This is a genomic window from Bradyrhizobium dasycarpum, assembly GCF_042019905.1.
GTDB classification, from domain to species: Bacteria; Pseudomonadota; Alphaproteobacteria; order Rhizobiales; family Xanthobacteraceae; genus Bradyrhizobium; species Bradyrhizobium japonicum_B.
This window is the reverse complement of the sequence record NZ_CP169574.1, coordinates 3,126,875-3,140,822: the sequence shown is the minus strand read 5'-3', so window position 1 is coordinate 3,140,822 and position 13,948 is coordinate 3,126,875. Positions and strand designations below refer to the sequence as shown.

General features: G+C 64.9%; 10 protein-coding genes and 2 pseudogenes. 7 read left to right on the top strand and 5 right to left on the bottom strand.

Features of this window, described 5'->3' with window-relative positions; genetic code table 11:
• The first annotated feature begins 3 nt into the window (after positions 1-3).
• The 4 genes and pseudogenes from ACETMP_RS15215 to ACETMP_RS15200 all read left to right on the top strand — a co-directional run bounded on the left by ACETMP_RS15215 (position 4) and on the right by ACETMP_RS15200 (position 5,751).
• On the top strand, positions 4-219 hold the full coding sequence (locus ACETMP_RS15215; protein ID WP_375161563.1) for a DUF1127 domain-containing protein: 216 nt from the start codon (positions 4-6) through the stop codon (positions 217-219).
• Positions 220-356: 137 nt separating this feature from the next.
• A complete protein-coding gene (locus tag ACETMP_RS15210) occupies positions 357-938 on the top strand; it encodes a biliverdin-producing heme oxygenase (protein WP_375161562.1) in 582 nt (193 codons plus the stop codon).
• Positions 935-3,482 (top strand): annotated as a pseudogene (locus ACETMP_RS15205) (HWE histidine kinase domain-containing protein). The gene ACETMP_RS15210 and the pseudogene ACETMP_RS15205 overlap by 4 nt, the downstream one beginning before the upstream one ends.
• 258 nt (positions 3,483-3,740) lie before the next feature.
• A pseudogene (locus ACETMP_RS15200) lies at positions 3,741-5,751 on the top strand (methyl-accepting chemotaxis protein).
• A 55-nt stretch (positions 5,752-5,806) separates the two neighbouring features.
• Here ACETMP_RS15200 and ACETMP_RS15195 read toward each other — a convergent pair.
• Complete coding sequence (locus ACETMP_RS15195; protein ID WP_375161561.1) at positions 5,807-6,493, bottom strand: glutathione S-transferase family protein; 687 nt, start codon at positions 6,491-6,493, stop codon at positions 5,807-5,809.
• A gap of 387 nt (positions 6,494-6,880) precedes the next feature.
• On the opposite strand from ACETMP_RS15195, the gene ACETMP_RS15190 reads away from it, so the two are divergent.
• Entirely contained in the window at positions 6,881-8,431 is a 1,551-nt protein-coding gene (locus ACETMP_RS15190; RefSeq protein ID WP_375161560.1) for a hypothetical protein, read from the top strand.
• Positions 8,432-8,494: 63 nt separating this feature from the next.
• On the opposite strand, the gene ACETMP_RS15185 is transcribed toward ACETMP_RS15190, so the two are convergent.
• Positions 8,495-8,821, bottom strand: coding sequence for a hypothetical protein (locus ACETMP_RS15185; RefSeq protein ID WP_375161559.1), 327 nt, complete (start codon positions 8,819-8,821; stop codon positions 8,495-8,497).
• 102 nt (positions 8,822-8,923) lie between these two features.
• Positions 8,924-10,054: a site-specific DNA-methyltransferase gene (locus ACETMP_RS15180; RefSeq protein ID WP_375161558.1), complete on the bottom strand. Its 1,131-nt coding sequence runs from the start codon at positions 10,052-10,054 to the stop codon at positions 8,924-8,926.
• Positions 10,055-10,477: 423 nt separating this feature from the next.
• Between ACETMP_RS15180 and ACETMP_RS15175 the strand changes: the two genes are divergently transcribed.
• Positions 10,478-11,419, top strand: coding sequence for a neutral zinc metallopeptidase (locus tag ACETMP_RS15175; protein ID WP_375161557.1), 942 nt, complete (start codon positions 10,478-10,480; stop codon positions 11,417-11,419).
• Positions 11,420-11,526: 107 nt separating this feature from the next.
• Positions 11,527-12,090 (top strand): molybdenum cofactor biosynthesis protein B, encoded by a 564-nt coding sequence (gene moaB / locus ACETMP_RS15170; RefSeq protein WP_375161556.1) that lies wholly within the window; start codon positions 11,527-11,529, stop codon positions 12,088-12,090.
• 201 nt (positions 12,091-12,291) lie between these two features.
• Here the strand turns inward: moaB and ACETMP_RS15165 are convergent, their stop codons facing one another.
• Positions 12,292-13,221, bottom strand: coding sequence for a GNAT family N-acetyltransferase (locus ACETMP_RS15165; protein WP_375161555.1), 930 nt, complete (start codon positions 13,219-13,221; stop codon positions 12,292-12,294).
• Positions 13,222-13,283: 62 nt separating this feature from the next.
• On the bottom strand, positions 13,284-13,859 hold the full coding sequence (locus ACETMP_RS15160) for a glycosyl transferase (protein WP_375161554.1): 576 nt from the start codon (positions 13,857-13,859) through the stop codon (positions 13,284-13,286).
• Positions 13,860-13,948 lie beyond the last annotated feature (89 nt).

Genomic DNA, 13,948 nt, shown 5'->3' with positions numbered 1-13,948 from the left:
GGATTGGACGACGTCGCGTTCACCGCCCGACCCTGTCCGTCCCGCCTCGCGTTGTTTGTGCGAATGTGGCGGACGCTGGTGGAGCTCGCGCGGGCCCGGCGCCAGCGATCCCGTGCCCGGCGCCAGCTCGCTGCGATGACCGAGCGCGAGCTTCAGGATTGCGGCACGACCCGGGCCGAGATCGGCTACGAGCTGAAGAAGCCTGTGCGTCGCAAATAGATCGATGACGAGGAAGCGGCGCCGCTCGCGCCGCTTCCGCTGAATCTCCAACCCTCCGGAACCTTTGCAGCTCCCCGACGTTTCCTTCGGTTTCCGGGGCAATCGCGCCCCGAGACCGCGGGCTTTCTGGGACTTGTATGCTGGTTGGGGCTTCGGACGTTACAATACATGTGGGCCGCAGCTCATCCGGTCTGCGTGAACGCCTAAGGGATGCGACGTCGGACGCCCATCGCGAGCTCGATGCGCAATTGTCCGCGTTCGACCTGACCGGCTTTTCCGGCTATCGCCGCTTCCTTCATGCCAGTGCCGGTGCACTTCTTCCGCTCGAAGCCGCCCTGGCGGACGCCGGCGTGGATCGCACCTTTCCGGACTGGCCGGAGCGGTCGCGGAGCGCTGCCATTGCGACCGATCTCGATCGCCTGGGCGCAAGCGCGGCGGCGATGGTGTCGGTGCCGCCGCTCACGCGCAGCGGCGTGCTCGGTACCATGTACGTGCTGGAGGGCTCCCGTCTGGGCGCGAAATTTCTGTTGAAGACGGTCGCCGATGCGACCGATGCGCGCATCGGTGCGGCCACCCTTTATCTCCGCCACGGGACAGGCAAACGGCTCTGGCAGAGCTTCCTGTCAAAGCTCGACAGCGAGATCTGCGACGAAGCCGAGGTGATTGCGGCGGCGCGGGTCGCCTTCGCCGCGTTCGAGCAGGCGGCGGACCGCGCATGAACGAGGCGGTCAATCTCACCAATTGCGATCGCGAGCCGATCCACATTCCGGGCTGCGTGCAGCCGTTCGGCTTCTTGCTCGCTGTGCTCTCGGATTTCACCATTTGCATGGCTTCTGACAATGTCGGCAGCTTTCTCGGAAGCGACGTTGCCGATCTGCTCCAGCGGCCGTTGTCGACCGTCATCTCCGAAGCCGCTGTCCAGACCATCCGCAGCCATGTCGACCATCTGAGCGGGCCGGATGCCACCGAGCGCCTGTTCGGTCTCGAGGCTCCAGCCCGGCAAGCCGCTCTACGATCTCTCTCTTCATTTCTCCGGCGTCTACCTCGTCGTCGAGGCGGAGCCGAGCGTGCACGAGCCTGGCGTCAATTCCGGCGAGCTTGTCCGCCTGATGCTGGAACGGATTCGCAAGACGCGCGGCATGACGGATCTCGCGCGGGAGGCGGCGCGCCAGCTCAAGGTGCTGACCGGCTTCGACCGGGTCATGGTCTATCAGTTTCACCCGGACGGATCGGGTGAGGTGATCGCGGAGACGGCGGAGACGGGGCTCGAATCCTTCCTCGGCCTGCGTTACCCCGCCTCGGATATCCCAAGGCAGGCGCGTGCCCTCTATCAGCGCAACTGGCTGCGCATCATCGCCGACGTCAATGCCAAGCCGGCTGCGCTGACGTCGACGGCGACGCACAATGCGGGTTTGCTCGACCTTTCGATGAGCGTGCTGCGCTCGGTGTCACCGATCCATATCGAATATCTGCGCAACATGGGCGTGGCCGCCTCGATGTCGGTGTCGATCCTGCGCGATGGCAAGCTGTGGGGGCTGTTCGCCTGTCATCATTACTCGCCGCGCTACATCTCGTTCGACAAGCGTACCGCCTCCGAGCTGTTCGGGCAGATGTTTTCCTGGATCGTGGAGGGCCGCGAGCGCGAAGGCGACGTCGCCTATGAGGCCCGCGCCCATCAGGTGCAGGAGCGGCTGATCGAGATCGCGGCCTCGCACGAGCACAGTCGCCGCGCCATCGTCGACTTCCTCGGCGACTATCGCAAGATGATCGACTGCGACGGCGTCGCGGTGTGGTCCGACGACAAGATCGCGCTTCAGGGCGACACGCCCACCGAGGACGAGGTGAAGGACCTCGTCGCCTTCATCAACCGGACTTCGCCGGGACGGATCTTTGCCAGCGCGGAGATCGCCAAGGTCTATGCCGCCGGCCAGTCCTTCCGCGACCGCGCCGCGGGGTTTCTTGCGATCCCGATCTCACGGACCCCGCGCGACTGCCTGATCTTCTTCCGCCGTGAGGTCATGCGGTCCGTGAATTGGGCTGGCGCCCCCGACAAGGTCTACGATGAAGGTCCGAACGGACCGCGGCTGACGCCGCGCAAGAGTTTCGAGCTTTGGCAGGAGACGGTGGCAGGCCAGTCGAAGCCGTGGTCGGCGGCCGACATCCGCATCGCCGAGAGCCTGCGCGTCACCCTGCTGGAAGTGATCCTGCAATTGTCCGACCTCGCCGCGCGTGAGCGCCGCGGTGCGCAGGAGCGGCAGGAGCTGATGATCGCCGAGCTCAACCACCGCGTCCGCAACATCTTGAGCCTGGTCCGCGCGCTGGTGGCGCAGAGCAAGGACACCGCGACGAACGTGGAGGAGTTTGCCAGCGTTCTCGGCGGCCGTATCCAGGCTCTGGCCCGCGCCCACGACCAGATCACCAATCTGAACTGGGCGCCGGTGGCGCTGCGGACCCTCGTCGAATCCGAGGCCGGCGCCTATCTCGGGGCGCGTGCAGGCCGGGTCAAGATGGGCGGGCCCGATGTCGCGCTCGATCCCAAGGCATTTGCGACGCTGGCGCTCGTCGTCCACGAGATGATGACCAATTCCGCCAAATACGGCGCGCTCGCCGATTCCACCGGCAGCGTCGAGGTGGTCTGGCGGCTCGATCCGTCGTCGAGCCTCGTGATCGAGTGGAAGGAAAGCGGCGGTCCGCCGGTGCAGCCGCCGTCGCGGCGGGGCTTCGGCACCACGATCATCGAGCGCTCGGTGCCGTTCGATCTCAAGGGCGATGCCGAGATCCGCTTCGATCTTCTGGGAGTGCAGGCGAAGTTCGTCATCCCCGCAAATTTCGTAGAATTCGTGCCATCAATAGCAGGAGCCGCCATGCGCATCGAGGACCAGCAATCCAGCCGTCCCCGGCTGTCCGAGACCGCGCTGATTGTCGAGGACAATCTGATCATCGCAATGGCGGCGGAAGTCATCCTGCTCGATCTCGGCGCCCGCCACGTCGACACCGCCGCCAGCGTCGATCAGGCGCTGCGTTCGATCGAGCGGTCGCGGCCGAGCTTTGCCCTGCTTGATCTCAACCTCGGCAACGAGAGCAGCATCAAGGTGGCGCAGAAGCTGAAAGAGATCGGCGCGCCCTTCATCTTCGCAACCGGCTATGGCGAGCGCGCGCCGCTTCCGGCGGAGCTTGCCTCGGTGCCGGTGGTCCAGAAGCCGTACACGCTCGAAGTGGTCGAGCACGCACTCGGAAAATTGCAGCAGGCCAGCGTCCTCTAGGGATTCGCGTGCCGCGCTATGCACGCCGCTGCAGATTCTTGCATGACTTCGCATAGCTGCCGATAATATCAGCAGATCCGTGCGTAACGATGCGCGCACGCGCGAAGAATTTGAAGGTTCAATTAACGAGTGTCCTCCATTGTGTCGCGGTGCAGCGTGGGTCGCAAGGACGCGACGCGCGGCTGCCGGGGTGGCCGCTGACGATCGCCGGACTCGTTCGGCCGCTCGAAGTGAAATGCATCTTGGTGGACAGTGGGAATGCCGAAGTTTCGTTTGCGGATCAGGGGACGCCTGTACGCAGGCTTCATGGCCCTGGTGGCGGTTGGTCTCGTGATGGCCGTGGTGGCGGTCTGGAATTTGCGGGTGGTGCAGGATCAGGTCGCAAGACAATCTGCGCTCTCGGACAGCACGGCGCGGGTGCTGGAGATATCGACCCACCTTCAGGCCATCCAGCGCGCCAATCTGCGCTACATCTACGATGCCAACGAACCCGCGATGAAAGAGGCGCAAGAGCGCGAAACCGCAGCGACCGAGCTGTTGCGAGTCGGCGCGAAGGGGACGCTCTCGGAGGAGCGGCGGGCGCTCTACAACGGCCTCATCGACGACGTCGCCAAGATGCGACGGCTGCGTGACAATCTCGGAGACGCCGTCAACGAGGCGAGGACGGGCAAGGCGACGTTGCTGCCGAGCGGCGAAGAGCTGGCCGTGAAAATGGCCAAGCTGGTCGATACGGCGCGCGCAGCCGTCGACGAAGACACCGCGGCCCTCGTTGCCGACCTCGAATCCAGGGTCCTCCTCGTTCGGGTCGCCAACTGGCGTTTCCTGGCCCTGCGCGACACCCAGGGGCCGGCCAACTTCCGGGCCAGTGTGGACAGGGCGGCGCAACGGCTCGCCGCGATCGAAAAGAGCCCACAGGCAGCGGAATTGCGATCCACGCTCGCGCCGGTGAAGACCGCGCTCGGCATCTACAAATCCGCGTTCGAGACCACCTCCGCCGCGATGCTCCAGGCCGACGAGATCTACCACAACAACCTCGCGCCCCTCATCGTCGACAGCATCGGCAGGCTCAAGGTTGCTGAAACGACCCTGAAGAAGGACTATCAGGATTCTGCGCACCCATGCCGAAGACGTGATCGCGGGCACGACGACCATTCAGGAGATTGCAGGCGGCCTTGCCATCCTGTTCGGCAGCATCGTCGCCTTCCTGATCGCCCGCAGCATCGTCGGTCCCCTGACCTCGATGACGCGTGCGATGGGGCTGATTGCCGGCGGCAATCTCGCGGTCGAGATTCCCGGTCGTGGCAAGGCCGACGAGATCGGCGACATGGCCAAGGCGATCCAGGTGTTCAAGGACAACATGATCGAGACCGAGCGCATGCGCGCCGAGCAGGCCGAGCTCGAGGCGCGGCAGGCCGAAAGCCGCAAGCAGGACATGGCCAGGCTGGCGGATCAGTTCGAACAGGCCGTCGGCGAGATCGTCAACACGGTGTCGTCGGCGTCCAACGAGCTCGAAGCCTCCGCCGGCACTTTGACCACGACCGCCTCGCGGGCGCAGGATTTGTCGACGGAGGTGGCCAGCGCCTCGCAGGAGGCGTCGGCCAATGTGCAGGCTGTTGCCTCGGCGACCGAGGAGCTCTCCTCATCGGTGTCCGAGATCGCCCGCCAGGTGCAGGAATCCGCGCGGATCGCCGGCGAGGCCGTCGGTCAGGCGAGCAGGACCAACGCGCATGTCGGTGAGCTCTCCAAGGCCGCCGCGCGAATCGGCGACGTGGTCGAGCTGATCAGCACCATCGCCGGCCAGACCAACCTGTTGGCGCTGAATGCCACCATCGAGGCGGCGCGCGCCGGCGATGCCGGCCGCGGCTTTGCCGTGGTCGCTTCCGAGGTCAAGGCGCTGGCCGAGCAGACCGCGAAAGCCACCGGCGAGATCGGCCAGCAGATCTCCAACATCCAGGTTGCGACCGAGCAGTCGGTCGGCGCCATCAGGGAGATCAGCGGCACCATCGAGCGGCTGTCGGAGATCTCGTCGGCGGTCGCCGCCGCCGTGGAGCAGCAGGGCGCGGCGACGCAGGAGATTTCCCGCAACGTCCAGCAAGCGGCACATGGTACGCAGCGCGTCTCGACCAATATCGGCGACGTGCAGCGCGGCGCTTCCGAAACCGGATCGGCCTCATCCCAGGTGCTGTCTGCGGCGCGTTCTCTGTCGGCCGACAGCAGCCGGCTGAAACAGGAAGTCGCCAGGTTCCTGAGCTCGGTCCACGCCGCCTGAGTCGTGACAGCAAAGGGCCACGCGCATGCGCGTGGCCCCAGCTGAAGTCTCGCGATCAGGCGACCTTGGTCGTCATGTGCTTGAACATGTTGGCGCGCGCCTCGTCGTCCATCTCGGCCTTGAAGGTGAACTTGTCCTTCAAGGCGATCGCGCGCTCCGCTGCGGGGCGCGCCGAGATCTCGTCCACCAGCCGCTTCACGTTCGGGTATCGCGCAAAGGCGTCGTCACCGAGCTTGAACGGCAGCATCCGCGCCCAGCCCCACATCGCCATGTCGACGATCGAGTAGCTGTCGCCGACCAGGTAGCGGCGGCCTTCGAGGTGAGCGTCGAGAATCTTGTAGTGGCGATCGGTCTCGTACTGGTAGCGGTTATGGGCGTAGTCGTGGTTCTGGTCCTTCGGCGCGAAATGCTTGAAGTGCACCGCCTGGCCCGAATAGGGGCCGAGGCCGGTGGCGACGAACATCAGCCATGACAGCGTCTCGCCGCGCAGGCTGGCGGCGGGCAGGAACTTGCCGGTCTTCTCGGCGAGATAGAGCAGGATCGCGTTCGAGTCGAACACGATCGTCCCGTTGTCGTCGATCGCCGGCACCTTGCCGTTCGGATTGATCTTGAGATAGTCCGGCGCGAACTGCTCACCCTTGCGGGTGTCGACCTTCACGGGCTCGTACGGTAGGCCGGCTTCTTCCAGGTAAAGCGCGACCTTGGTCGGGTTCGGCGAGCCGTTGAAATAGAATTTGAGCATCGATCTCCCTCAATTCCGTGAGCTCGAGATGGGGTGCAGCGTGGCGTCTACGGGATCTATCTGCGTCGGTTCCACCGCGTCTGCAAGATAAGACTTCGTGACCGCGGCATGATGGAAACTTAAGTGTGCATTCAAGCAAGAATTTACCCTGTCCGGATCAACAGGAGGTGGTGTCTTGTCGTGAATACACGTCCATCGTATGTCCTCGATCGCATTGCGGAGACGTGCACGATGTTTCAGGCGAAGAGCTGTTCCCGGATTGCGTCGGTCTGCCTGCTTGCGGCGGCATTGGCGCATGTCACCCCAGCGCGGGGGCAGCAGCCGTCGTCTCCAGGAGAGCGGCTCCTGCTGGGGCGCATGTATGCAGGAAGTGACCTGAACAGGTACATGGCGCAACTGCGGGACGAGTTTTTCCAGCTCGATGCCGACCGCGATGGCAAGCTGACCGAGCACGATGCGGCGCTTCACACGCTGATGGAGGCGCCGCAGGCCAGAATCGCCTCCTTCATGCTCGTCATGCGCTACGATCTCGACGGCGATGCTGCGGTGACCGAAGATGAGGTCAGGCAAGTGACGCGATACGAGCAGAGGTCCCTGCAGGCGCAGCCTATGGAAAACAGGCCGCCGATCGGCCGGCTTGAGCAGGACATGGAGCGGGTCGTCAAGACGATCATGGCGTCCGATGCCGACAAGGACGGCAAGGTCAGCCTGGTGGAAGCTTACAAGCCGGCTCAGACTTCGGCGCGTCCTTCCAATAACGGGTATCCGCAACGTGTGCGCGATGCCTTGACACTCGATGCCGCGACATCCGGCGAGCTGTCGCTGGCGGGCTATCAGGCTGCCGGCGAAGTCTTGTTTCGCACCATCGATGCTGATGCCGACGTCAAGATATCCCAGCAGGAGCTAACGGATTTCCGCCGCAAGGCCGCCGACGCGGAGAACGTGGTGGCACGGCAGAAAAAGCTTCGCGATCAAGCCGAGATCGCCCGCAAGAAGCAGGAGGCAATCGACGCCGAACGGGCAGCCTGCGCCATCCCGAAGGCCTCGGATGCGAGCAAGGTCGTGCTCCTTAGTGCGTACGAGACGGACGCGTTGTCGAGCGTCACCATCGGCTCGCAGGACAACGAGGTCCGGGCCGGCCGCATCGTGGTCGAGCCCGGCAGCGAGCCGCTCTACGTCGTGATCGCGAGCTACCACCCGACGATCTGGCAGTTCAGCGGCGCCGTCCAGCGGGTCGAGCGGCTCGTGATGACGAGTTTGGGCACCGGTCCGAACGCGGGTGATCCGCGGCAGCCCTCTCTGGTGGGTGCCACGGGTATGCCGCGCGACCGCATTACGCTTCTGTCGCGATCGAATTGCTTCGGCTATTTCAGCGAGGCTCCCTCCAGCGCATCGTTTCAGACCGCGGCTTTCATCAGTAATTCAGCGGGCAAGCCGCCGGACGTGATCGCGACCAGATATTCGGTCGCGAGCTTCAGCATCCCGTCGGGGACGATCGAGACCGCCGCGGAGCAGCGTCAGAAGCTCGTCATCCGCAAGAGCGAGGGCACCCTCAACATCATCGGCGATCTCGCCAACGTCCTCATCCGGTCTGGGCCGAGCCGGGCCAAGGAGGAGATGGATCGCTTCTTCCCGGGCGGCGTGACCGAGATCGACCCGAATGCCGTGATCGCCAGCGCCGCGGTGACGCCCTATGAGGTGCTGCCGTCGCAGGCCGGGTTGGTCCAGCTGTTGGCCAAAGGCCGGATCACCGAGAACCGCGCGGGCGAATTTATCGTGCGCGAAAAGATCCGGTTTCCCGCGCAGCTGACCGGAGCGCATTCCGTCACGTTCCTGATCATGAAAGGCGTGCCCTATCCCGACGGCGATCCCGGCCATTCCTGCGTCATGATTGAAGGAAACGGAGAGAGTAAGGGCGCAGGCTGCCGCTCGCGCTGATCGGAGGCTCGCTCCGGCTGTATGCCTGACGGCTTCGCCCCGCCAGACGGGCAGGGAGTGCCGTTAGCCGTAATATGCAAAGCCGATCGCCGCCGTAAGGACCATCGCCGCGCCGACCGCCTCCAGGCGCAGCCCGAGCCGCGCGGCGAGATGCATGTCGGAGGCCCGCGCCGCCCGCTCCGATCCGCGCGAATAGCCGTGCACGATGACGTCGTGATTGAAATTGTCGTGCGCCTCGTTGCTGCTGGCGAGCCCGACGCAGATCACGAGCACGCCGAACAATGCGAGGCCGAAGAATCCGAGCAGGGCGATCAGGAACATCGGAAACATGCCGACCAGGAAGATCGGCAGCAGCGGCACCAACAGCAATGTCTCGGACTGTCGTCGCATGGGAGCGGGCCCGCCAGGACGGTTGGACCGGGTGATCCTAGTCCCGAATGAGGAGGTCCTCGATCAACACTCCGTCATTTCCGGGCGCGCGACGGCGGAGAACTACTCCGCCGCCATGCCGGCGCGGATCTCGGCGCGTAGCTCGTCGATCAGCTTGAGACCCTTCTTGGTCTCGACGTGCCAGAAGGTCCAGCCGTTGCAGGCTTGCGCGCCTTGCGCCACCGCTCCGATGCGGTGGATCGAGCCGACCTTGTCGCCGAACATGATGGCGCCGTCGGCGCGGACCAGGGCGCCGAGCTTCTTCTTGGCGTCGAACAGCTTCGTGCCGGGCATGATCATGCCGCGCTCGATCAGTTCGGAGAACGCGACCCGCGGCGCCTCGCGCGCAGTCATGAACGGGGCGAGGCTTGCCTCGGGCAGCGGCTCAACCGCGGCGATGCGCGCTTCGGCGGCCTTGGCGTAGGTTTTGTCGCGCTCGAAGCCGATATAGGAGCGGCCGAGGCGCTTGGCCACCGCACCGGTGGTGCCGGTGCCGTTGAAGGGGTCGATCACGAGATCGCCGGGCTTCGACGAGGACAGCAGCACCCGCGCGAGCAGGCCTTCGGGCTTCTGCGTCGGATGCACTTTCTTGCCGTCGGCGCCCTTGAGGCGCTCCTCGCCGGTGCAGAGCGGAATCAGCCAGTCGGACCGTGCCTGCACGTCCTCGTTGGCGGCTTTCAGCGCCTCGTAGTTGAACGTGTAGCCCTTGGCTTTCTCGTCGCGCGCGGCCCAGATCATGGTCTCGTGCGCGTTGGTGAAGCGGCGGCCGCGGAAATTCGGCATCGGGTTCGACTTGCGCCAGACGATGTCGTTCAGGAGCCAGAAGCCGAGGTCCTGCATGATCGCGCCGACGCGGAAGATGTTGTGATACGAGCCGATCACCCAGATCGTCGCCGACGGCTTCATCGCGCGGCGGGCGGCAAGCAGCCAGGCGCGGGTGAAATCATCATAGGCGGAGAACGAATCGAACTTGTCCCAGTCGTCGTCGACGGCGTCGACGTGGGATTCGTCGGGGCGCTTGAGATCGCCCTTGAGCTGGAGGTTGTAGGGCGGGTCGGCGAACACGAGATCGACCGAACCGGCCTGAAGCTTCGACATCTCGGCGACGCAATCGCCGAGGATGACGCGATGCGACGGAGACTCAAAATTTGTGCGGGGCGCCCTTGCAGACGCCCCGCGACGCGACTCTACCATGACTCAAGAACTCTGACTCAGGCGACGCTGTCGGCGACGCGGGACCAAACAACCGACTGACCGTTACATTGAAGCGGCAAAGTAAAAATCGACTTAACCCGCCGCTTTGCTGAGCAGGCCTCAAGTCGCGTTCTGCGTGCATGTCGTCGTGCGCATTCGCCGTGTTTTACAGTGCATTTCGCGCGTCTCCGGCCGGCGCAAGCAATCGTGGCTTGAAAAAGGCCGCAAATTTCTCTCGGAAAAAATTGCTCGACCCTCGGAAAAAATTGCTGGCATCGGCATGTTGCCGCACTAGGCAATTTTTGCCGGCCACGATATTGATAAAAGCAACGGAAATTTTACGTGTGTGGCGCGTTGAGCTTTCCCGCTTATGCGTCCGACGAAGCCGACGACCTGAATCAGGGACCCCAAAGGAAGGCCGCCATGCGTTACGATGACTTCCGCCGCAGCGACGACATCGAGGATCGTCGCGACGAAGGTGGCGGCTTTGGCGGCGGCGGAGGCGGCGGATTCGGCCTGCCGATGGGCGGCGGCGGGCTCGGCATCGGCACCATCATCATCCTCGGTCTCGTCGGTTACGCCTTCGGCATCGATCCGCGCATCCTGATCGGCGGCGCCGAGATCCTCACCGGCGGCGGCCATGCCCCGAGCTACCAGACCGACCGCCAGGCCTCCTCCGGCAAGCGCGGCGCGCCGACCGACGAGATGGGCAGCATGATCTCCGGAATCCTCGGCGAGCTCGACGACCGCTGGAGCGAGATCTTCCAGGCATCGGGCCAGTCCTATACCGGGCCGAAGATCGTGCTGTTCCGCAACGCCACCAATGGCGGACGCTGCGGCATGGCGCAGTCAGCGATGGGCCCGTTCTATTGTCCGCCGGATCGCACCATCTTCCTCGACACCGGTTTCTTCCGCGAGGTCGAGACGCGCTTCCGCGGCTGCTCCGGCAAGTCGGCGTGCAATTTCACCACCGCCTACATCATCGCGCACGAGGCCGGCCATCACATCCAGAACCTGCTCGGCATCATTCCGCGGGTGACGCGGCTGCAGCAGCAGGCGGGCTCGAAGGCGGAGGCGAATGCGCTCCAGGTGAAGGTCGAACTGCAGGCCGACTGCCTGTCCGGCGTCTGGGTCAATCGCGAGGCGAAGAAGCGTCCGAACTTCCTCGAGCCCGGCGACATCGAGGCAGCGCTGACCACGGCGAGCGCGATCGGCGATGATACGCTGCAGCGCAAGTCGACGGGCCGCGTCGTGCCGGATTCCTTCACCCACGGTTCGGCGGCGCAGCGCAAGCAATGGTTCATGACCGGCTACCAGCAGGGCACGGTCCAGGCCTGCAACACGTTCGGAGCGGGGGCGTTGTAGTGCGTCATTCCGGGGCGTGCGGAGCGCGAACCCGGAATCCGGATGTGATTGCGCGAGGTTCCGGGTTCGCGCTCCGCGAGTCCCGGAACGACATTTGAGGGTGAAGAATGGCCTCCATCGACGAAACCAAGCAGTTCATCCCGCTCAATATCGCGGTGCTCACGGTATCGGATACGCGCGCGCTTGCGGACGACAAGTCCGGCCAGACGCTGGTCGATCGTCTCACCGCTGCCGGCCATCGCCTTGCCGCGCGCGAGATCGTCACCGATGACATCGAGGCGATCCGCGACGTTGTTCGCCGCTGGATCGCGGATGCCGGCGTCGACGTCGTCATCACCACCGGCGGCACCGGCTTTACCGGGCGCGACGTCACGCCGGAGGCAGTCGAGCCGCTGTTCGAAAAGCGCATGGACGGTTTCTCGATCGCGTTCCACATGCTGAGCCACGCCAAGATCGGCACGTCGACGATCCAGAGCCGCGCCACGGCGGGCGTTGCGGGTGCGACCTACATCTTCTGCCTGCCCGGCTCTCCCGGCGCCTGCCGCGACGGCTGGGACGGCATCCTCGCGGCCCAGCTCGACTACCGTACGCGGCCCTGCAATTTCGTCGAGATCATGCCGCGTCTGGACGAGCATCTGCGAAGGCCGAAGGCGCAGGGCGCGACGGCGTAGGTGCGGATGGCTGACCGGTCTCTTTCCACGCCGACAGCCTCGTAGGGTGGGCAAAGCGCAGCGTGCCCACGATTTTTGCCATTGCTGAAAGGTGGTGGGCACTGCGCGCGAAGAGCGCGCCTTTGCCCACCCTACGATCCCTCTGCTGCCCTCTCCCGCAAGGGCGAGGGCACAGCAATGCGGATGGCACCCGCAGTGAGGTTAGAGATCCCGCTCCCAGGTCTCGCCGATCAGATCCTGCCCAAAACTGTGATGCGGCTCAGTGGCCACGAGCTTGAAGCCTGCACTCTTGTAGATGCCGCGCGCGGCGACCAGGATGCTCTGCGTCCACAGCGTCATCTTGCTGTAACCCCTCTCACGTGCGCCCTGGATGCACTGCTCGACCAGCGCGCGACCGACACCGAGGCCCCGTGCCTTCTTCTCCACCTGCAACAGGCGCAGCTTGGCGATCTCGTCCGTGGCCTTGACCAGGAAGACCGAGCCGACCGGCTCGCCGCCCAATTCCGCGATCCAGCAATGTTCGCGCGCGGCGTCGTAGTTCCGGATGAACTGCGCGCAGATCTCGGCGACCAGCGCCTCGTAGCTGATGTCCCAGTTGTAGTCCGCGGCATAGGCGGCGCCCTGTCGCGAGATGACCCAGCCCATGTCGCCGACGCGATGGCTGCGCAGCATGACAGCCGCGGGCTGGCTTCGGCGTTGCTCCAGCACGGATTCGATGGTCGCCATCGCCTGCGTGAGCCGCGATACATCGCTGGCCGAAAGCTGAGCCAGCATTGCGGCGACCTCGTTTTGCGAGCTCAGGTTCAGCTTGGCGAACGCCTGGCGGCCCTTGGCGGTGAGGCTGAGCTGGTATTGCCTGCGATCCGCGGGCAGGGGCCGTCGCGCGATCAGCCCCTTTTCGTCGAAGCTCTGGACGATGCGGCTGAGATAGCCGGGGTCGAGACCAAGCTCGCTTCCGATCTCTTTGGCCGCCAGCTCGTCGCGCTGCGCGAGCTCATACAGCACCCGGGCCTCGCTGAGGGAAAACGGGCTCCTTCCCAGGTGCTGGTCGAGCACGCCAAGTTTGCGGGTATAGAAGCGGTTGAATGCGCGGACCGCTGCAATGGGGTCGTCGGTACCGTCGATCGGCATGGATCACCTCAATGCTTGCCATTGTCAAATAATTATTTGATTTTGGCAAGTATTGGCTGATCTCAGTTGATCATGACGATGCGGCTGCGCAGCATGGTGCGGGACGAGCGGCCGAGCCGCCGGAGCAGCTGTGCCTCGGAATGCCGAGCCTGCGGCGGGTAGCCGCCGATCCGGTCGTAATGACCACGGGCAATTAGAAGCCCCTGGCCTCCGAGCGGGCCAATCAGCCCGCGCGCCACGGCCCGGAGGATGTCGCGCAATCCGGTATCTGCATAAGGCGAGCGGGCATAGCGGAACACCGCGGCCCGGTCCCGTCCGCTGCTCGCGACCGCCTGGATGAACTGGGTGGTCTCCTCGATCCAGCCGGTTTCCAGCACGGCGCCGGCCGGCAGGAACATCAACCAGGGCGAACGCGCCTGGAGCGCGCCGGCGGCGAGCGCGGCGCCCTGCGAGGTCCCCTCGAAGCCGACGAAACGGCAGCCCGCGACGTCGGCGACGCGCTCGATCACCCCGTTGCGGGTGCCGTCGACCAGGAGCACTTCCCGGACGACACCGGCGGCGGCGCCGGGCACCAGCGCGGCCAGAGTCGCCACCGCCGTCTGCTCGACGCCTTCGGTCGGAATGATGACGCTCAGCATGATTGAGGCTTCAATGTCCGCATTTCGGGAGAAGCGTAGCGCTGCATGCTGTTGTCATAAACCCGAAGCGTGGCCGAGTGCAACTTTCC